General features: G+C 71.7%; 17 protein-coding genes and 3 tRNA genes. 11 read left to right on the forward strand and 9 right to left on the reverse strand.

The annotated features are described in order from the left end of the window. The first annotated feature begins 204 nt into the window (after nt 1-204). From E0F75_RS09880 to E0F75_RS09890, 3 genes are all read left to right on the forward strand, one after another. Entirely contained in the window at nt 205-2,151 is a 1,947-nt protein-coding gene (locus tag E0F75_RS09880) for a hypothetical protein (RefSeq protein ID WP_187622090.1), read from the forward strand. A 291-nt stretch (nt 2,152-2,442) separates the two neighbouring features. After that, nucleotides 2,443-3,903, forward strand: coding sequence for a N,N-dimethylformamidase beta subunit family domain-containing protein (locus E0F75_RS09885; protein WP_187622091.1), 1,461 nt, complete (start codon nt 2,443-2,445; stop codon nt 3,901-3,903). A gap of 88 nt (nt 3,904-3,991) precedes the next feature. Next, nucleotides 3,992-4,900, forward strand: coding sequence for a phosphoribosylaminoimidazolesuccinocarboxamide synthase (locus E0F75_RS09890; protein ID WP_187622092.1), 909 nt, complete (start codon nt 3,992-3,994; stop codon nt 4,898-4,900). A gap of 105 nt (nt 4,901-5,005) precedes the next feature. On the opposite strand, the gene E0F75_RS09895 is transcribed toward E0F75_RS09890, so the two are convergent. The 8 genes from E0F75_RS09895 to E0F75_RS09930 form a co-directional block, all read right to left on the reverse strand. Next, nucleotides 5,006-5,081 (reverse strand) — tRNA-Gly (locus E0F75_RS09895). Between the two features lie 22 nt (nt 5,082-5,103). After that, nucleotides 5,104-5,748 (reverse strand): response regulator transcription factor, encoded by a 645-nt coding sequence (locus E0F75_RS09900; protein ID WP_229312607.1) that lies wholly within the window; start codon nt 5,746-5,748, stop codon nt 5,104-5,106. A gap of 14 nt (nt 5,749-5,762) precedes the next feature. Next, on the reverse strand, nt 5,763-7,166 hold the full coding sequence (locus E0F75_RS09905; RefSeq protein ID WP_187622185.1) for a histidine kinase: 1,404 nt from the start codon (nt 7,164-7,166) through the stop codon (nt 5,763-5,765). A gap of 50 nt (nt 7,167-7,216) precedes the next feature. Continuing rightward, entirely contained in the window at nt 7,217-8,086 is an 870-nt protein-coding gene (locus E0F75_RS09910; RefSeq protein ID WP_187622094.1) for an ABC transporter permease, read from the reverse strand. Beyond that, nucleotides 8,083-9,042, reverse strand: coding sequence for an ABC transporter ATP-binding protein (locus E0F75_RS09915; RefSeq protein WP_187622095.1), 960 nt, complete (start codon nt 9,040-9,042; stop codon nt 8,083-8,085). The genes E0F75_RS09910 and E0F75_RS09915 overlap by 4 nt, the downstream gene beginning before the upstream one ends. 145 nt (nt 9,043-9,187) lie before the next feature. Continuing rightward, a tRNA-Gly gene (locus E0F75_RS09920) sits at nt 9,188-9,263 on the reverse strand. An 81-nt stretch (nt 9,264-9,344) separates the two neighbouring features. Beyond that, nucleotides 9,345-9,416, reverse strand: a tRNA-Gly gene (locus E0F75_RS09925). 123 nt (nt 9,417-9,539) lie between these two features. Continuing rightward, nucleotides 9,540-9,881, reverse strand: a complete 342-nt coding sequence (locus tag E0F75_RS09930; protein WP_030318247.1) for an Lsr2 family protein — start codon at nt 9,879-9,881, stop codon at nt 9,540-9,542. 366 nt (nt 9,882-10,247) lie between these two features. On the opposite strand from E0F75_RS09930, the gene purS reads away from it, so the two are divergent. From purS to E0F75_RS09955, 5 genes are all read left to right on the forward strand, one after another. After that, nucleotides 10,248-10,493, forward strand: coding sequence for a phosphoribosylformylglycinamidine synthase subunit PurS (gene purS, locus E0F75_RS09935; RefSeq protein WP_017240564.1), 246 nt, complete (start codon nt 10,248-10,250; stop codon nt 10,491-10,493). Beyond that, entirely contained in the window at nt 10,490-11,170 is a 681-nt protein-coding gene (purQ, locus tag E0F75_RS09940; protein WP_030496512.1) for a phosphoribosylformylglycinamidine synthase subunit PurQ, read from the forward strand. The genes purS and purQ overlap by 4 nt, the downstream gene beginning before the upstream one ends. Beyond that, a complete protein-coding gene (purL, locus tag E0F75_RS09945) occupies nt 11,170-13,419 on the forward strand; it encodes a phosphoribosylformylglycinamidine synthase subunit PurL (protein WP_187622096.1) in 2,250 nt (749 codons plus the stop codon). Before purQ ends, purL begins: the two co-directional genes overlap by 1 nt. 102 nt (nt 13,420-13,521) lie before the next feature. Next, nucleotides 13,522-14,106: a helix-turn-helix transcriptional regulator gene (locus E0F75_RS09950; RefSeq protein ID WP_187622097.1), complete on the forward strand. Its 585-nt coding sequence runs from the start codon at nt 13,522-13,524 to the stop codon at nt 14,104-14,106. Between the two features lie 31 nt (nt 14,107-14,137). Beyond that, nucleotides 14,138-14,968 carry a M23 family metallopeptidase gene (locus E0F75_RS09955; protein WP_187622098.1) on the forward strand — a complete coding sequence of 277 codons (831 nt, stop codon included), beginning with the start codon at nt 14,138-14,140 and terminating at the stop codon, nt 14,966-14,968. On the opposite strand, the gene E0F75_RS09960 is transcribed toward E0F75_RS09955, so the two are convergent. Continuing rightward, complete coding sequence (locus tag E0F75_RS09960; RefSeq protein WP_187622099.1) at nt 14,956-15,366, reverse strand: nuclear transport factor 2 family protein; 411 nt, start codon at nt 15,364-15,366, stop codon at nt 14,956-14,958. The two genes, E0F75_RS09955 and E0F75_RS09960, sit on opposite strands and share 13 nt — an antisense overlap. 78 nt (nt 15,367-15,444) lie before the next feature. Between E0F75_RS09960 and E0F75_RS09965 the strand changes: the two genes are divergently transcribed. From E0F75_RS09965 to purF, 3 genes are all read left to right on the forward strand, one after another. After that, nucleotides 15,445-16,236 (forward strand): maleylpyruvate isomerase family mycothiol-dependent enzyme, encoded by a 792-nt coding sequence (locus E0F75_RS09965; protein ID WP_187622100.1) that lies wholly within the window; start codon nt 15,445-15,447, stop codon nt 16,234-16,236. A 158-nt stretch (nt 16,237-16,394) separates the two neighbouring features. After that, on the forward strand, nt 16,395-17,288 hold the full coding sequence (locus E0F75_RS09970) for an META domain-containing protein (RefSeq protein ID WP_187622101.1): 894 nt from the start codon (nt 16,395-16,397) through the stop codon (nt 17,286-17,288). Nucleotides 17,289-17,505: 217 nt separating this feature from the next. Further along, complete coding sequence (gene purF, locus E0F75_RS09975) at nt 17,506-19,032, forward strand: amidophosphoribosyltransferase (RefSeq protein WP_187622102.1); 1,527 nt, start codon at nt 17,506-17,508, stop codon at nt 19,030-19,032. The last annotated feature ends 47 nt before the right edge of the window (nt 19,033-19,079 follow it).

A 19,079-nucleotide genomic window follows, 5' to 3' on the forward strand; every position in this document is an offset into this window, starting at 1 on the left:
CGCGAAATCCATCACCTTTGCCCAAAGCCATACCTTCGAGTGACGGCTGGGCCATCCGGATGACGTCCGCCGAAGCCCCAACTAGGGTGCGGCGAAGGCGTTCCGGCACTTGGCCCACCGGCATTGCGATGTCGGTGGCGGGTGCCACAGTGGGGGAGTGAGCAACACCGCCACAGGCAGTCCCGACGAGGGCAGGAGGGGGTGATGTACGGCGTGTCCGGTACCGGTTCCGTTGTCGGCGAGGAGTGGGGAGCGCGTGCCGCGCGCTCCCGGGCCCTCGCCGTCCTCCGGGTCCGCGGCAGGGCGCTGGGCCTCGCGGTCCTGCCCGCCGCCGTGGCCGTCGTCCTGTACGCGGGCGGGGTCACCGGCCACTTCACCGGCTCCGGCTGGGACGCGGCCCGCTGGGTGGTGACCGTCCTGGCGGTCCTCGTCCTGCTCGCCGCCACCGCCGTCGCCCTCGTCGTCGCCCGGGCCCGTCCGGCCGCCACACCGACGGTGGAGCTCTCCGAGACCGCCGCCCCCGACCTCTACCGGCTCGTCCGGGACCTGGCCGACCGGCTCGACGTCCCGGCTCCCGCCGCGATAGCCCTGACCCCGGACTGCGACAGCTGGCTGGAGGACCGCACCCACCGGGCCCACCGCGCGCTGCGCACACCGGGCGGCGAGGGGGAGGGCGAAGGCGCCCCCGTCCTCGTCATAGGTTCGCCCTTCCTCTGGTGGATGCGCGTCGGCGAGCTCCGGGCGGTCCTCGCCCCGGTCGTCGCCGGCACGGGCCCCGCCGCACACCCCGACATAGCCGCGGCCCGCCGTTTCGTCCGGGGTCTGGACGCCGCCGTGGCCGTGCCCGGGACCCCGGGTCTCGACCCGGTCCGACGCCTCGGCGCGCACGGCGTCGGGCAGGTCGCCCGCGTCCTCCTCCGCGCCTGCCGCGGGCACGCAGCCGAGATGGAGCGCGGGGTCGCCGCCGCCGGCTCCGAGCGCGCCCAGGCCGTGGACTACGGCGTACGGATCGTCGCCCAGGAGCAGGTCGGTCTGGCGTACGCGGGCTGGGACCGGCTTCTGACCCGCGTCGCGCTGCCCGCCTGGCGGATGGGCCGCTGGCCCGCCAAGCTCGACGCCGGCGTGGTCTCCGCCCTGACCGAGCTCTCCCGCCGCGACCGGCTCGCGGACGGCTTCTCCTCCCGGCTCGGCGAGCGCCCCGCCTGCGACCTCCTGGAGGAGCCGGGCGCGGTCGACGAGGCCACCTCGCTGCTCGCCGCCCGTCTCTTCCACGGCGGCCCGGCCGAGGCCGGGCCCGACTGGTCCCCGGTGGAGTGGAGCCAGTACCCGGAGGAGGTCGTCGACCGTAAGTGGCGCACCGACGCGGCCCGGCTGCACCAGGTCCTCGACGGACTCGGCCTGGCGGCTTCCGCGGCAGGGGGCGGGGGCGGTGAGGGCGTGGCCGACGGCCCGACCCTGACCCGGGTGATCGCCCACCTCTCCACGGAGCCGACGAAGCCCGCCGATGCCGGCATCGACGCCGATGCCGACGTCGATGCCGGCGGGGCGGTCCTCGAGGCGGCGCAGATGGCGCCCCAGGAGCGCGCGTTCCCGACGGACGACGCCCACATCACCGACGCCGCCACCGACGCCGACCTCGGCACCGCCACCGACTCCGACCTCGGCATCGGCGCCGGGGACGACGAAGAGGCCGTCAACCCCGCCGCCGAGGCGCTCGCCGGCGCGCTCAGCGTGCTCCTCGCGCGCGAGGAGGCCGCCCGGGAGGCCCGTGTGGCCGCCGGCGCCCTGACCGCCGAGGCGGCGGCCCGCAGCGCCGAGAAGGACGGCCGGCACTCCGGCAGCACACCCCCCGTGGTCGTCAGCGGCCCGGACGGCCCGCTGCCGCTCTTCCCGCTCCAGCCGCCCCGTTCAGGCCGCGACCTGCTCGCCGACCACGTCACCGCGATGGTCTGCTGCGCGGCGGTGGACACCGCCGAGGCCACCCCCGGCCTCGACTGGCTCGACGGTCCCGCGCTCCTCGTCGGCGGCGAGCGGGCGGCGGACCTCGGCCCCCGCGTCCTCGCGCTCGTCGAGGACGGCGACCCGGAGCCGCTGCGGGTCTGGCTGGCACGCACGGGGGTGCGCCCCGAGAAGCCCGTACGCCTGGTCTGAGTGGTCCGAGGCCTCCGGGAGGAGCCCTGGAGGCCGTCCAGAGGGCCCCGCAGGAGCCCTGGAGATCACTCGTTTCGGAGCCCCGCCTTCCGCTCTCGTCAATTCACGACGAACGGTGACGGAGTGCGTGCGTTATGTGATGTGCTGGAGACCGTCACTGACAGAGGCACGAACCAAGAGCCTGAACCAGGGGCACGAGCCGACACAGAGCACGAGCCGACACAGGCACACAGACACACAAGCCACAGGCACTGACCAGCCGACCCGGGGGAGTCGAGGGAGGGGCGCAGCATGGGGGCGGACCAGATCAGACGGTGGGAGTCGGGTGCGCTCGCGCACGCCGTCACCGATCCCTTCGGCCAGGGCCCGTTGCCCTGGCTGCGCGGTTCCGAGAACTACTTCGACGACACCGGGCAGATGGTCCCCTGGTACGCGGACGAGATCCTGGCCCGGGGCGGCAGCGGCGGCCCGCGCACGGCCGACGACGTCCGGCGGCAGATCAAGGGTTTCGCCTCCGACGGAGCCGTGGCACCGGGCGAGTCGATCGACTTCCACATCACGGTGGACCCGCCGCAGCAGTTCTCGGTCGACATCTACCGGATCGGTCACTACGGCGGCGACGGCGCCGCGAAGATCACCACGAGCCCCCGGCTCTCCGGGATCGTCCAGCCGGCCCCGCTGACCGCCGACCGCACGGTCTCCTGCCACCACTGGTGGCAGTCCTGGCGGCTGCAGGTCCCCAGCTACTGGTCGATCGGGGCGTACGTCGCCGTCCTCACCACCGCCGACGGCTACCGCTCGCACATCCCCTTCACGGTCCGCGACAACCACCCGGCCGATCTGCTCCTCGTCCTCCCCGACGTGACCTGGCAGGCGTACAACCTCTATCCGGAGGACGGCCACACCGGCGCCAGCCTCTACCACGCCTGGGACGAGGAGGGCCGGCTGCTCGGCGAGCAGGACGCGGCCGTCACCGTGTCCTTCGACCGCCCGTACGCGGGCGCGGGGCTGCCGCTCCACGTCGGGCACGCGTACGACTTCATCCGCTGGGCCGAGCGCTACGGATACGACCTGGCGTACGCCGAGACCCGCGATCTGCACGCGGGCCGGGTCGACCCGAGCCGCTACCGGGGCCTGGTCTTCCCCGGGCACGACGAGTACTGGTCGGTGCCGATGCGCAAGACCGTCGAGCTCGCCCGCGACCAGGGCACGTCGCTGGTCTTCCTCTCCGCCAACACCATGTACTGGCAGGTGGAGCTGGGCCCTTCGCCGTCCGGGGTGCCGGACCGGCTCCTCACCTGCCGCAAGCGCCGTGGCCCCGGCCGGCCCGCGCTCTGGCGCGAGGTCGACCGGCCCGAGCAGCAGCTCCTCGGCATCCAGTACGCGGGCCGGGTGCCCGAACCGCACCCGCTGGTCGTACGGAACGCCGAGCACTGGCTCTGGGAGGCCACCGGCGCCGGTGACGGCGACGAGCTCCCCGGCCTGGTCGCGGGCGAGGCCGACCGCTACTTCCCGCGGACGGCGCTCCCCGAGCACCAGGGCCGCATCCTGCTCGCCCACTCGCCCTACCGCGACGGCGAGGGGGCGCTCCGGCATCAGGAGACGAGTCTGTACCGGGCGCCCTCGGGTGCCTGGGTCTTCGCCTCCGGCACCTTCGCCTGGTCGCCGGCGCTCGACCGGCCGGGCCATGTCGACGCCCGGGTCCAGCGCGCCACCGCGAACCTCCTCGACCGGATCTGCAAGAGGGACTGAGCGGGGGGTCACACGGCCTGGCGGCCGGGGCCGCCCGGATGTGCGAGAGAATCGGACACGCTCCTGGATCAACCTACGCGGAGGAACCGTGTCCGGATTCGTAGAAAAGCCCGAGCCCGTCCAGGTCCCGGGCCTCACCCATCTCCACACGGGCAAGGTGCGCGACCTGTACCGCAACGAGGACGGGGACCTCGTGATGGTGGCGAGCGACCGCATGTCCGCGTACGACTGGGTGCTGCCCACCGAGATCCCCGACAAGGGCCGGGTCCTCACCCAGCTCTCCCTGTGGTGGTTCGACCGGCTCTCCGACCTGGTCCCGCACCACGTGATCTCCACCGAGCTGCCGGCCGGCGCCCCCGCCGACTGGGCGGGCCGCACCACGGTCTGCAAGTCGCTGAACATGGTCCCGGTCGAGTGCGTGGCCCGCGGCTACCTCACCGGCTCCGGCCTCCTGGAGTACAACGAGTCCCGCACGGTCTGCGGCCTCGAGCTCCCCGAGGGCCTCGCTGACGGCTCCGAGCTGCCCGCCCCGATCTTCACCCCGGCCACCAAGGCCGCGGTCGGCGACCACGACGAGAACGTGTCGTACGAGGAGGTCGCCCGCCAGGTCGGCGCCGAGACGGCCGCGCTGCTGCGCGAGACGACCCTCGCCGTGTACGGCCGGGCCCGGGACATCGCCCGCGAGCGCGGGATCATCCTCGCGGACACCAAGTTCGAGTTCGGTTTCGACGGGGAGACGCTCGTCCTCGGCGACGAGGTCCTGACCCCGGACTCCTCGCGCTTCTGGCCGGCCGACCAGTGGGAGCCGGGCCGCGCCCAGCCCTCGTACGACAAGCAGTTCGTCCGGAACTGGCTGACCTCCCCGGCCTCCGGCTGGGACCGCAAGAGCGAGCAGCCCCCGCCGCCGCTCCCGCAGGAGATCGTGGACGCGACGCGCGCCAAGTACCTGGAGGCGTACGAGCTGCTGACCGGCAAGTCCTGGTCCGACAGCTTCTGAGGTCCCCGGCCCCCGGCCCCCGGCCCCGGCCCTCGGCACTTGTGCCGGGGGCCACGCCTCGGGACACGAGAAAGCCCCCGGTCGATTCGACCGGGGGCTTCTTCATGGAGCGGACGACGAGATTCGAACTCGCGACCCTCACCTTGGCAAGGTGATGCTCTACCAACTGAGCCACGTCCGCATGCGCCGTAGCGCGGAGCCAACTATACCCATCCTTTCGCCTGTGCGAGACGCACTGCCGTATGCCGGTTCTCGGCACCGAGTTTCGCGGCGGCCGAGGAGAGGTAGTTGCGGACGGTTCCGGGGGAGAGCGAGGCACGCCTGGCGATCTCCGCGACGGGTGCCCCGTCGGCGGAGAACTCGAGTACTTCGGCCTCCCGCGCGGTCAGCGGGGAGTCCCCGGCGGCGATGGCGTCGGCCGCCAACTCCGGGTCCACGTAACGGTTTCCGGCGTGCACGGTACGGATGATCTCGGCGAGCCGCTGGGCGCTGACGGTCTTCGGGACGAAGCCGCGGACACCGGCCGAGAGGGCCCGCTTGAGGTGCCCGGGACGGCCGTGACCGGTCACGATCATTGTGCGGCAGTCGGGCAGTTCGTCCCGTAGGACTGTGGCGACCCTCACACCGTCGGCACCCGGCATCTGCAGATCGAGCACGGCGACGTCGGGACGATGGGCGCGGGCCATGGCGAGCGCCTCGGGCCCGGTCGCGGCCTCGGCGACGACGACGAGATCGTCTTCGAGGCCGAGCAGCGCGGCGACCGCACCACGGATCAGATGCTCGTCGTCGGCGAGCAGCACGCGCACGGGTACGGGCAGGGGTACGGGCGCAGGCACGGGTGCGGGCACGGCTCCAAGCGTGTTCATCGCCGGACCCCCGCCCGGGTCACCGGAATCCGGGCCGTCACGAGGAACGTACCGCCGTCGCCCGGCCCCGCGTCGAGCGTCCCGCCGACGGCGGCGAGCCGCTCCCGCAGCCCGACGAGCCCCGAACCGCCGGGACCGGGGTCCGAACCGCCGGCACCGGCGCCCGAACCGCCGGCATCGGCGCCCGAACCGCCGGCATCGGCGCCCGAACCGCCGGGACCGCCACCCGAACCGCCGTCACCCGCGCCCGAACCGCCGGGACCGCCACCCGAACCGCCGGCACCACCACCCGAACCGCCGGCACCACCGCCGGACCCACCCCCGCCCCCCGTTCCCGCCCGTACGCCGTCGTTCTCCACCGTCAGCAGCACCGTGCCCTCCTCCTCCCGCACGGCGATGGCGCAGCGCCGCGCGTCCCCGTGTCGCAGTACGTTCGTCGTGGTCTCCCGGACCACCCACCCGAGCGCCGCCTGGACCTCGTCGGGCAGGCCGAGCGCCGGCCCCGGGGAGTCGACGGCGCATTCGATCCCGGCCGCGTCGAGCACGCCCCGCGCGCCCTCCAGCTCCACCCGCAGGTCCGCCTCGCGGTAGCCGCGGACGACGTCCCGTACCTCCCGCTGGGACTCCTGCGCGATGCGCTGCACCTCGATCATCTGGTCGACGGCCTCGGGGCGTTCGCGCCGCGCGAGCCGGACGGCGAGCTCGCTCTTGAGGGCGATCACGGAGAGGTTCCGGCCGAGGATGTCGTGCAGGTCGCGCCCGAAGCGCAGCCGTTCCTCGGCGACCGCGAGCCTGGCCTGCACGTCGCGTGCCTCCCGCAGTTCGAAGACGACGCCGAGCACCCAGAGCGAGAGGCGGACGGTGACGGCGAGCCAGCCGGTGATGAAGACGACGCTGATCACGGTCGTGAGGCTCTGCACCGTGTCCCGTTCGGTGAGCGGTACGAGGATCAGGAGCGCCCCGGCGAGCAGGGCATGGTGCAGGGCGACGATCCGGCGGGGAAGGATCAGGCAGTGCCCGGCGAGGAAGGGTACGAGTGCCGCCCCGAGCATCCCGGGGAGCGCGCCGACCAGGTCGGCGGTGGCCGCTTCGAGGAGGACGGCTCCGGCGACCGCGGCCGTGGCCGCCGCGGCGGGAAGCACCTCGCGCGGCGGGAGCACGGTGCCGGGCCTGAGGTAGGCGTCCATGGCGCGGTGCAGGAAACGGTGGCAGAGCACCCCGTTGGCGAGGTTGAGCAGCGGGGCGACGACGACGAGGAGGAGCGGGGCCTCGTGCCGGATCGGCCGGATCAGGAGCAGGAGGCCGAGCACGAGGACGGCGGCCCACAGCAGCATGTACGCGGTGACGCGGGTGTAGAGGTCGACCTTGGCCAGGCCGCTCCGGCCGTTCCAGCTCTTCACGGGCCTCTTCACGGGCGCAGGTCCGTCCTCTCGGTGTCGCGCCGGGTTCCTCAGCGCCGGGGCTCCCAGCGGAACCACCGCTGGACAGCAAACACCGAGACCACGATCCAGGCCACCGTGACCGCCGCCGCGCCCAGCAGGTCTCCCGCTTCCACGCCGCCCGACCAGCCGGCGCGTACGAGCGTCATGACCCCGGTCACCGGCAGCAGTTCGCAGACGGACGCGAGCCCGTCGGGAAGCACCGAGAGGGGGACGAAGAGCCCGGAGCCGAGGGAGGAGATCAGGACCAGCGGCAGCGCGGTGAGCTGGGCGCTCTCGGGTGTGCGGGTGACGGCCGAGGTGGCCGCGGCGACGGTGGTGAGCAGGACGGTGCCGAGGACGACGGCTGCGAGGAGCAGGTCGGGGCGGGCGGGTGCGGGCAGGTCGAGGACGGCGATGCCGCCGATGGTCAGGACGGCGCTCTGAGCGAGGGCGAGGGTGGCGGCCGGCAGTGCGATCCCGGTCAGGATCTCGGGGTCGGTCGGCTCTCCGGTGCGCAGCCGCTTGAGGACGAGGGCTTCGCGGCGGGCGACGAACGCGGCGACGAGGTTGCTGTAGACGCCGATGAGGAGGGCCATGCCGATGGCGCCGGTCACGGCGACCTCGGCGATGGTCGTGCCGGCCTTGCCGAGGTCGACGTCCTGGAGGGAGCTGCGGACCGCTCCCACCGTGAGGAGGGGGACGAGAAGTGCGCCGAAGAGCGCGGTGCGGTTGCGGACGAGGAGCGTGAGCTCGGCCCGCCCGAGCGCGACGAGCCGCCTGCGGGAGGGGAGTCGCGTGCGTGAGGGGTTCGGCGTACCCGAAGGGTTCGGCGTACGGGAGGACAGGGGCGTACGGGAGGACAGCGGCGTGCGCGAGGGGAGCTGGGCGGGGGAACTCATCGAACGGCCTCCGGTTCCGGGGTCCGGGCTTCTGTCACGGTGTCCGCCGCGGCGGCGATGTCGAGGAAGGCCTCTTCGAGCGAGGCGGAGCGGGCGTCGAGCCCGTCGAGCCGTACGCCCTCGTCCCGGGCCCAGCCGAGCAGCGCGGCGAGGTCGTCCTGGAGGGATTCGGTACGGATCTCCACCCGCCCCTCGTCCTCGGCGGCCCGCAGCCCCAGCGGGAGCCGGGCGGCGGGGACGCCGGCGGGGAGGGTGAAGCGGATGCGGGCGGGCCGGGCAGCGGTGACCTCGGCCGGGGTGCCGGAGAGCACGATCTGCCCGCGGTGCATGATCGCGAGCCGGTCGGCGAGGGCTTCGGCCTCCTCCAGGTAGTGGGTGGTGAGCAGCACGGTGGTGCCGCCGTCGCGCAGGGCGCGGACGAGTTCCCAGGTGTCGCGGCGGCCCTCGGCGTCGAGGCCGGTGGTGGGTTCGTCGAGGAAGAGGACCTCGGGGCGGCCGAGGAGGGCGAGGGCGAGGTCGAGCCGGCGTCGTTCGCCGCCGGACAGCTGCTTGACCCGTACGTCCTCGCGCCCGGTGAGGCCGGTGGCGTCGAGCGCTTCGGCGGCGGGGCGGGCGTGGGTGGTGCAGTCTGCCCACATCCGTACGGTTTCGGCCACGGTCAGTTCGGAGGGGAAGCCGCCCTCCTGGAGCATCACGCCGATCCGGGGGCGGACGGCGGCCCGTTCGCGGTACGGGTCGTGGCCGAGGACGCGGGCGGTGCCGGCGCTCGGGACGGCGAGGCCTTCGAGGAGTTCGACGGTGGAGGTCTTCCCGGCGCCGTTGGTGCCGAGGAGGGCGAAGATCTCGCCGCGCGGGACGGTGAAGGAGATGCCGCGGACGGCCTCGAAGTCGCCGGAGTAGCCGCGGCGTAGGCCTTCCGCCTCGATCGCGGGGGTCACGTGGGTCGCGTGGGTCATGTGTCCAGGCTTCCGGCGGCGCGGGCCGTCCGGCAGTGCGCGCTGTCACCACCCGCTTCTGACAAATGTCATGGGGGCGGCGGGAGTCGGGAGCGCTCGGGGATACGCCGAAGGCCCCGGTTCCAGAGAACCGGGGCCTTCGATCTGGAGCGGACGACGAGATTCGAACTCGCGACCCTCACCTTGGCAAGGTGATGCTCTACCAACTGAGCCACGTCCGCATTTGCTGCCGCTCAGCTTTCACTGGGCGGTGCGAGCACCACTCTACCTGATGCACCGGAGTGCTTGGTCTTGCGATGCAGAGCGGGTGACAGGAATTGCACACTGCGCCTTCCCCCTGGAAGGGGGATGTTCTGCTACTGAACTACACCCGCACGCTGCGTGAGGTGGGGCTTTGCGGCCTCGCCCCTCGGCGTGTTCCAGACTTTAGCGGATCATGGGGGGTGCAATGCAAATCGGCTCGCCCCGCCGCGTCGGCGGCCGGGGGCCCGGTCCGCTCAACTCGCGGCGCGGAAGGCCTCGTAGACCCGCTTCGGGATCCGGCCGCGGGCGGGCACCTCCATCTTGTTGGACTGCGCCCAGGCGCGGACCGCCGCCGGGTCGGGGGCGAGGGAGGTGTGGGTGTACGACTCCAGGGAGGCGCTCCGGCCGGTCACGGCCTTCGCCGGCAACTTGCGCCCGGCGGCGAGGTACGGGGCGAGTGCCTTGCGGAGTTTCTTTGCATTGGCAGCATTCAGGTCGATCTCGTACATCTTCCCGTCGAGGCCGAACGCGACCGTTTCAGCCGCTTCTCCGCCGTCCATGTCGTCGGAGATTGTGACCACCACACGCTGAGCCACGGATATCGGTCCTTTCCTGCGGCCGGCGCCGCAGAGGGGGCGCTTGTGGCGCCTCTGACGTGCGGCGATGCCGACCGTACGGCTGTGCCGCGACAATGCTGATTTCTTCTCGATTCCTTTGTACAGCGGTGGGCGTCGCATTGTGAAGCCCTGGCAATTGTTTCCGCGTGTCCCGGTGCAATGAGGTCCGCAATATTTCACTCGAATTTTGCGTGGGTGTGCTCGGGCGGGGGCATGGGCTGTGATCCCTGGTGGGGCGGCGCCGTGGCCTGGCTTTTGTAGGATCCTTCAGATCTCTACCCGCGTAGAATTTGGAGACAGGTACGCTGAGGGAACCGCCCACGCAACACACCACCGGGAGTGCCAGTGGCACGCGTCGTAGTCGACGTCATGCTCAAGCCGGAGATCCTCGACCCTCAGGGGCAGGCGGTGCAGCGTGCACTGCCCCGCCTGGGATTCGCCGGAATCGCCGACGTCCGTCAGGGGAAGCGTTTCGAGCTGGAGGTGGAGGGACCGGTCGACGACGCCGCTCTCGCCCGCATCCATGAGATGGCCGAAACCTTCCTTGCCAACACTGTGATCGAAGACTTCATCGTGAAGGTGGAGTCGTGACCGCACGCATCGGCGTCGTCACGTTCCCCGGAACGCTCGACGACCAGGACGCGCTGCGTGCCGCCCGCCTCGCGGGCGCCGAACCCGTATCGCTCTGGCACCGCGACAAGGACCTCAAGCAGGTCGACGCCGTGGTCCTGGCCGGCGGTTTCTCCTACGGCGACTACCTGCGGGCCGGAGCCATCTCCCGCTTCTCGCCGGTGATGGAGACGATCATCGAGCAGGCGAAGGCGGGCATGCCCGTCCTCGGTATCTGCAACGGCTTCCAGATCCTCACCGAGGCCCATCTGCTGCCGGGCGCGATGCTGCGCAACAACCACCTCCACTTCATCTGCCGCGACCAGAAGCTGCGGGTGGAGAACGCGGAGACCGCCTGGACCTCGGACTACACCGAGGGCCAGGAGATCGAGGTCCCGCTCAAGAACATGGACGGCCGGTACGTCGCCGACGAGCGGGTGCTCGACGAGCTGGAGGCCGAGGGGCGGGTCGCCTTCCGCTACCTGGACGTCAACCCCAACGGCTCGCTGCGTGACATCGCGGGCATCACCAACGCCGCGGGCAACGTGGTCGGCCTCATGCCGCACCCCGAGCACGCCGTCGAGCCGCTCATCGGCACCGGCAAGACGGACGGCCTCGGTTTCTTCACCTCGATCCTCAAGAAGCTGGTCAACGCCTGATGAGCCTCGACACCGTCAAGCACGCGAGCGAGACGCCGGACAGCGAGCAGCCCTGGAAGGAGCTCGGCCTCAAGGAGGACGAGTACGCGCGCATCCGCGAGATCCTCGGCCGCCGTCCCACCGGCGCCGAGCTCGCCATGTACTCCGTCATGTGGTCCGAGCACTGCTCCTACAAGAGCAGCAAGGTCCACCTGAAGCAGTTCGGCGAGAAGGTCCCCGCCAACGACGCCATGCTCGTCGGCATCGGTGAGAACGCCGGCGTCGTCGACGTCGGCCAGGGGTACGCGGTCACCTTCAAGGTCGAGTCGCACAACCACCCCTCGTACATCGAGCCCTACCAGGGCGCGGCCACCGGCATCGGCGGCATCGTCCGCGACATCCTCGCCATGGGCGCCCGCCCGGTCGCGGTCGTCGACCCGCTGCGCTTCGGCGCGGCCGACCACCCCGACACCAAGCGCGTGCTGCCGGGTGTCGTCGCCGGCATCGGCGGCTACGGCAACTGTCTCGGCCTGCCGAACATCGGCGGCGAGGTCGTCTTCGACGAGTGCTACCAGGGCAACCCGCTGGTCAACGCCGGCTGCATCGGCGTGATGAAGCACGAGGACATCCACCTCGCCAAGGCCTCGGGCCCCGGCAACAAGGTGATCCTGTACGGCGCCCGCACGGGCGGCGACGGCATCGGCGGCGTCTCGGTCCTCGCGTCCGAGACCTTCGACGACTCCAAGCCGACCAAGCGTCCGGCGGTCCAGGTCGGCGACCCCTTCCAGGAGAAGCTCCTCATCGAGTGCACCCTGGAGATCTTCAAGGAGAAGCTGGTCGCGGGCATCCAGGACCTCGGCGGCGCCGGGCTCTCCTGTGCCACGTCCGAGCTGGCCTCCGCGGGCTCCGGCGGCATGCACGTCGACCTCGAGAAGGTCCACCTGCGCGACGCCACGCTCTCGCCCGAGGAGATCCTCATGAGCGAGTCGCAGGAGCGCATGTGCGCGATCGTCGAGCCGCAGCACGTCGACCGCTTCCTGGAGATCTGCGAGAAGTGGGACGTCATCGCGGTCGTCATCGGTGAGGTGACCGAGGGCGAGCGCCTGGAGATCTTCTGGCACGGCGAGCAGATCGTCGACGTGCCGCCGCGCTCCGTGGCCCACGAGGGCCCGACCTACCACCGGCCGTACGCCCGCCCGGAGTGGCAGGACGCGCTCCAGGCCGACGACGCCGGCAAGCTGCCCCGGCCGCAGACGGGCGAGGAGCTGAAGGACCAGGTCCTGAAGCTGGTCTCCTCCCCGAACCAGGCGTCGAAGTCCTGGATCACGGACCAGTACGACCGGTTCGTGCAGGGCAACACGGTCCTGGCGCAGCCCGAGGACGCGGGCATGGTCCGTATCGACGAGGAGACCAACCTCGGCGTGGCCATGGCGACCGACGGCAACGGCCGGTACGCCAAGCTCGACCCGTACACGGGTGCGCAGCTCGCGCTCGCGGAGGCGTACCGCAACGTCGCCGCCTCCGGCGCGAAGCCGCTGGCCATCTCGGACTGCCTGAACTTCGGTTCGCCCGAGGACCCGGCCGTGATGTGGCAGTTCGCCGAGGCCACCCGTGGTCTCGCGGACGGCTGCCTCCAGCTCGGCACCCCGGTGACCGGCGGCAACGTCTCGCTCTACAACCAGACCGGCGAGGTCGCGATCCACCCGACGCCGGTCGTGGCCGTCCTCGGTGTGATCGACGACGTCAACCGCCGTACGCCGATCGCCTTCGCGGAAGAGGGCCAGCTCCTCTACCTGCTCGGCGACACGCGCGAGGAGTTCGGCGGCTCGGCCTGGTCCGAGGTCATCCACAAGCACCTCGGCGGTCTGCCGCCGGCCGTGGACCTCGACCGGGAGAAGCTGCTCGGCGAGATCCTGATCTCGGCCTCGCGCGACGGCATGATCGACGCCGCGCACGACCTGTCCGACGGCGGTCTGGTCCAGGCGGTCGTCGAGTCCTGCCTGCGCGGCGGACACGGCGCGCGCCTGGTCGTCCCGGAGGGCCTGGACGCGTTCACGTTCCTCTTCAGCGAGTCGGCCGGCCGTGCGGTCGTGGCCGTCCCGCGCAGCGAGGAGCTCCGCTTCACCGACATGTGCGGTGCGCGGGGTCTGCCGGCGGCGCGGATCGGTGTCGTCGACGGGGACGCGGTCGACGTCCAGGGTGAGTTCGCGCTCTCCCTGACGGAGCTGCGCACGGCGCACGAGGCGACGATTCCGGCCCTGCTGGCCTGATACGGAGCATCGGGGAAGCCCCCGTCCGGACCGGAAGGTCCTGGCGGGGGCTTTCGCGTTTCCCCCTTGCGGGAGATTACGTAATTACGTAATCTCGACGGCATGGAGCTGGAAGAGCGGGTCGCCGCGCTGGAACGGCGTCTGGCAGCCCTGGAGAACGCGGCCGGAAGCACGGCCGGAAGCACGGCCGGAAGCGCGGGACGCGCGGCCGACAGTGCGGCCGACACCGCGGCCGCGGAGCGCCCCGCGCCCGAGGTCACCGACAGCCCGCTCTGGGCCCTCGAAAGCCTCAAGGCGCAGCTCGCGGCGGACCCGGGAGACCGGGGCGAGGACGGCGCCGTGGTCTTCACGGGGACGGTCAGGCTGCCGACCGAGGAGCGGTACGAGTGGCAGCTCGGCGCCTTCACCGGGCAGCTGTTCGAGGAGGACTGGGCGGACGCCGCCGAGTCCTTCGCCTCGCTCGGCCATCCCGTACGGCTCCGCCTGCTGCGGGAGATCCTCGGAGGCCGGCGCACCGCCGCCGAACTGGCGGAGCTCGAAGAGACCGGTACGACCGGCCAGATCTACCACCACCTGCGCCAGCTGACCGGCGCGGGCTGGCTCAGGACCGTCGGACGCGGTCGCTACGAGGTCCCCGGGGCCCGGGTCGTCCCGCTCCTGGTGGTCCTCACCGCGGCCCGCCCGTAACCGACACCACGAATCCTGAGGGGGAATCCGGATGTCCTCGCGCAAACTGCTGATGGTCCTCCACCGCGTGCTCTGGCTGGCGTTCGTCGTCCAGGTGATCGCCTCGTTCGTCGTCGAACTGCCGTACCCGTACTGGGTGGGCTGGCTGCCCGTGATCGTCGCGATGATCCTCGGCGTCGGTCTCTCCCGGACCGCCCGCAGCCGGGTCATGGCCACGCCCCGCGCCACGGTCGAGGTGGACCCGCCGGTCACCGGCCGCTGGTCGGCGCTGAACAGCCCGGCGGACCGGACGCCCAGCCACGGCACCCACCAGCTGGGCCAGACGTACGCGATCGACGTCACCCGGGAGGACGAGGCGAAGCCCCGCCCGGGCTTCGCGTGGCTGTGGCCGGTGGTCCGGCGGAGCGAGGACTTCCCGGCCTTCGGCGTGCCGCTGCTCGCGGTCGCCGACGCGACCGTCGTGCACGCCGAGGACGGGCAGCGCGACCACCTCAGCCGCAATTCGCTGCTCGGTGTCCTCTATCTGCTGCTGATCGAGTCCGGTGCGCGGAGCATCGGGGGAGCCCACCGGATCACCGGGAACCACCTCGTCCTCGACCTCGGCGACGGTACGTACGCGATGTACGCGCATCTGAGGCGCGGCTCCCTCGCCGTCCGCCCGGGCGACCGGGTCACGGCCGGCCAGGAACTCGCCCGGTGCGGGAACTCGGGCAACTCCACCGAGCCGCACGTGCACTTCCAGCTGATGGACGGCCCGGACCTGAACACGGCGAGCGGAGTGCCGTTCACCTGGCGCGGTGTCGGCGTACCGAAGAACGGCGAGACGTTCGAGGTGCCACGCGATCCGGTCTACCCGGCCTGACCCCAGAAGGCGTCGGAGACGTCGATGTCCTCGACGCACTCGTCGATGTCGGAGATCTTGCCGCCGATGATGGTGAAGACGAGAGCGCCGTTCATCTCGATGCCCATGCCCTTGTCCTCGCGCGTGGCGAAGAACCGGTTCGACGCCACGGCGTGGCCGCGGCCGTCGACGGAGACGCTCTGCAGCTCGACCCGCATCTCGCCGCGGGTGAGTTCGAACATCTTGCGGTACATGTCGAGGACGTTGTCCCGGCCCTTGATGTGCCCGGATATCTGGCTCTCGCCGGGCGAGTGATGCGTACAGTCCGCCGTCATCAGTTCGCCGACGGCCTCCATGTCTCCTCTGGTCCACGCGTCGAAGCCCCGGCGGACCAGGGCGGCGTCAGGGTGCTCAGCCATCGCTCATCGACCCCTCTCGGTCGAACAGGTGCGCTGCCGGAAGCCCTCCCCTTCCAGTCTCCGACTACCCTCGCCCCCATGCCACCGGCCAAGAAGCGCACCCGTCGATACGACTCCGCCAAGACCAGGGCGGCCGTGCTCGCCCAGTTCGCCCACGTACGGGAGGCGGTCGCGGCGCTCACACCCGAGCAGCTCGACGGGCCGACCCGGCTGGGGGAGTGGACGGTACGGGACCTGGCGGCGCACCTCGCGTGGATGGTCGACTCGGTGCCGCAGCTCCTGGCCGCGCCGGAGCGCGTGGGGCAGGACCGGCTCGCCCTCCTCGACTGGCCGTTCGTGACGGCCGGAGGCGCCGAGCGGATCGACGAGCACACCCGGGGCATGGACGCCTCCGACCTGCCGGGGCTCTACGCGCGCGTGGCGGAGGATTACGAGCGGGCGCTCGTGGAGGCGCCGGAGGAGCGGCTCCTGCCGGTGAGCTTCGGCGCGATGACCCTCGCCGACTTCCTCGTCACCCGGACCGTCGAGCTCGTCGTCCACACCGACGACCTCAACGCCGCGACCGGCGCCGGCGTCCCCTATGACCGGCAGGCCCTCGCCGCCTGTACCCGGCTGCTCGCCGACGCCCTCGCGGCGAAGGCCCCGGGCGGGGCGGTCGAGGTGCGGATCCCGCCGTACGCGGTGGTGCAGTGCGTGGAGGGCCCCCGGCACACCCGGGGCACCCCGCCCAACGTGGTCGAGACCGACCCGCTGACCTGGATCCGCCTCGCGACCGGGCGGGCGGAGTGGGCGACGGAGCTGGACGAGGCCCGGGTCGGCGCGAGCGGCGAGCGGGCCGATCTGAAGGACCTCCTGCCCCTGATGGGCTGAGACTCCCCGCAGGGGCCGGCCCTCCGGCGGAACGGGCCGCGGGACAGGCCGCGGAACCCGGCTGCGGGACCGGCCGCGGGACCGAAGCGGAACCCGGCCGCGGGACAGGCCGTGGAACCGAAGCGGAACCGACTTCCGCCGCGGCCCGTCCCACCGGCATGCAGACGCCGACGCCGCGCACCCTCGCATCCGCCGCATCCGCCGCCGCCCTGGCCCTCCTTCTCGCCGCCTGCGGCACGGAGGGAGGCACCACCGGAGCGGGCTCCGGTTCCGACACCGTCTCCCCCGACCTGCCCGTCGCCGGTACCCACTGGACGATCGGCGCCGTCACGGTCGACGGCCGCAGGTCCGCCGCCCCGGACGGCGCCCGCGTCGAGTTCGGCGCGGACGGCCGCGCCCGCGGGAACAGCGGCTGCAACACCTTCGGGGCGACCGTCGCCGTGAAGGGGGACACCCTGACCGTCTCCCCGCAGGAGATCACCGAGATGGGCTGTCCCGAGGACCGGCAGCGCTTCGAGACGGAGCTGGGCAAGGCCTTCACCGGCACGCTCAAGGGGAGGCAGAAGGGCGAGGCCCTCACCCTGACGTCCCCGGACGGCCGCAACGGCCTGGAGCTGACCGCCGAGGCGGACCTCCCGCTGCGCGGCACCACCTGGAAGATCGACGGGCTGATCTCCGGGGACACCGCGTCCTCGCTGCCCGCCGGCAGTGGTGACAAGGCCCGTCTCGTCCTCGGCGCGGACGGCCGGGTCACCGGAAACCTGGGCTGCAACAACTTCACCGCGACCGCCCGCGTCGAGGGGAAGACGCTCACGATCGAGGGCCCGGCGGCGACCACCCGGATGATGTGCACCAGCCCGCAGATGCAGCTGGAGGCCACGCTGTACGAGCTCCTCGACGGCCCGCTCACCTATCGCCTGGACCACCGGACGCTGACCCTCACCAATGCCGAGGGCGAGGGCCTGGGGGCGAAGGCGGCCACCGGGACGACTGGCGGAACCTCCGAAGGAGCAGGCGGAACGGAGGGCCAAGAGCCCCCGGCGTCCCGGTGAACGAGCCTCTCCGGGGTGCCCTCCGTCACATCGCTACGGGGCTCCCGTCCTGGTACGAGCGTCCGCTCGGGAGGGCCCGGGGGCGGGAATCCCTTACCGCGCCTGCCTCGTAGCCCTCTCCAAGCCGGAGATGATCATTTCGTGTGATCGCACGAGCGGGGGGACCCCGCAATTCCTCAATTCGGACCAGTGGTCGAGCCCGTCTACACTCGGAAACGTGCCACGTGGTGACGGTCGACTCAATCACGACCTGCTTCCCGGAGAGAAAGGCCCCCAGGACGCTTGTGGCGTCTTCGGTGTCTGGGCTCCGGGTGAAGAGGTCGCAAAGCTCACGTACTTCGGGCTCTACGCCCTCCAGCATCGGGGCCAGGAATCCGCGGGAATCGCGGTCAGCAACGGCTCCCAGATCCTCGTCTTCAAGGACATGGGCCTCGTGTCCCAGGTCTTCGACGAGACCTCTCTCGGTTCCCTCCAAGGTCATATCGCGGTCGGTCACGCCCGCTACTCGACCACCGGGGCCTCCGTGTGGGAGAACGCGCAGCCGACGTTCAGGGCAACCGCCCACGGCTCTATCGCGCTCGGCCACAACGGCAACCTGGTGAACACGGCGCAGCTCGCCGAAATGGTCGCCGACCTGCCCAAGAAGGAAGGCCGCAGCACCCGTGTCGCGGCCACCAACGACACCGACCTGCTGACGGCGCTCCTCGCCGCCCAGGTCGACGACGAGGGCAAGCCGCTCACCGTCGAGGAGGCGGCCGCCAAGGTCCTTCCCGATGTCCGGGGCGCCTTCTCCCTCGTCTTCATGGACGAGCACACGCTCTACGCGGCCCGTGACCCGCAGGGCATCCGCCCGCTGGTCCTCGGCCGCCTGGAGCGCGGCTGGGTGGTCGCATCCGAGTCCGCCGCCCTCGACATCTGTGGCGCCAGCTACGTCCGCGAGGTCGAGCCGGGCGAGATGATCGCGATCGACGAGAACGGCATCCGTACCTCGCGATTCGCGGAGGCAAAGCCCAAGGGCTGTGTCTTCGAGTACGTGTACCTGGCTCGCCCGGACACCGACATCGCCGGCCGGAACGTGTACCTCTCCCGCGTGGAGATGGGCCGCCGCCTGGCGAAGGAGGCGCCCGCCGAGGCCGACCTGGTGATAGCGACGCCGGAGTCCGGTACCCCGGCCGCGATCGGCTACGCCGAGGCCTCGGGCATCCCGTTCGGCGCCGGCCTGGTGAAGAACGCCTACGTCGGGCGCACCTTCATCCAGCCCTCCCAGACCATCCGGCAGCTCGGCATCCGGCTGAAGCTGAACCCGCTCAAGGACGTCATCAAGGGCAAGCGCCTGGTGGTCGTCGACGACTCGATCGTCCGCGGCAACACCCAGCGCGCCCTCGTCAAGATGCTCCGCGAGGCCGGCGCGGCCGAGATCCACATCCGGATCTCCTCGCCGCCGGTGAAGTGGCCCTGCTTCTTCGGCATCGACTTCGCCACCCGCGCGGAGCTGATCGCCAACGGCATGTCGATCGAGGAGATCGGCAAGTCGCTGGGCGCGGACTCGCTCTCGTACATCTCGATCGACGGGATGATCGAGGCGACCACGATCCAGAAGCCGAACCTCTGCCGTGCCTGCTTCGACGGCGAGTACCCGATGGAGCTGCCGGACCCCGAGCTGCTCGGCAAGCAGCTCCTGGAGACCGAACTGGCCGCGGGTCCCGCTGCCACGGCGGCCTCCGACGCGCTCCGTCGTCCGTGAGCGCCGTCGCTCGTAAGACCCCGCTGCAACCGCAGTACGACACGAAA

This window comes from Streptomyces sp. CB02980, from assembly GCF_014451325.2.
In the GTDB taxonomy this organism is placed as follows: domain Bacteria; phylum Actinomycetota; class Actinomycetes; order Streptomycetales; family Streptomycetaceae; genus Streptomyces.

What these genes read in the sequence shown, in the direction of transcription:
- E0F75_RS09885 (WP_187622091.1), top strand. Translation starts at nt 2,443, where the DNA reads ATGGGGGCGGACCAGATCAGACGGTGGGAGTCGGGTGCGCTCGCGCAC.
- E0F75_RS09955 (WP_187622098.1), top strand. Translation starts at nt 14,138, where the DNA reads ATGTCCTCGCGCAAACTGCTGATGGTCCTCCACCGCGTGCTCTGGCTG.
- purL (WP_187622096.1), top strand. Translation starts at nt 11,170, where the DNA reads ATGAGCCTCGACACCGTCAAGCACGCGAGCGAGACGCCGGACAGCGAG.
- E0F75_RS09970 (WP_187622101.1), top strand. Translation starts at nt 16,395, where the DNA reads ATGCAGACGCCGACGCCGCGCACCCTCGCATCCGCCGCATCCGCCGCC.
- E0F75_RS09960 (WP_187622099.1), bottom strand. Translation starts at nt 15,366, where the DNA reads ATGGCTGAGCACCCTGACGCCGCCCTGGTCCGCCGGGGCTTCGACGCG.
- E0F75_RS09915 (WP_187622095.1), bottom strand. Translation starts at nt 9,042, where the DNA reads ATGACCCACGCGACCCACGTGACCCCCGCGATCGAGGCGGAAGGCCTA.
- E0F75_RS09950 (WP_187622097.1), top strand. Translation starts at nt 13,522, where the DNA reads ATGGAGCTGGAAGAGCGGGTCGCCGCGCTGGAACGGCGTCTGGCAGCC.
- E0F75_RS09910 (WP_187622094.1), bottom strand. Translation starts at nt 8,086, where the DNA reads ATGAGTTCCCCCGCCCAGCTCCCCTCGCGCACGCCGCTGTCCTCCCGT.
- E0F75_RS09965 (WP_187622100.1), top strand. Translation starts at nt 15,445, where the DNA reads ATGCCACCGGCCAAGAAGCGCACCCGTCGATACGACTCCGCCAAGACC.
- E0F75_RS09880 (WP_187622090.1), top strand. Translation starts at nt 205, where the DNA reads ATGTACGGCGTGTCCGGTACCGGTTCCGTTGTCGGCGAGGAGTGGGGA.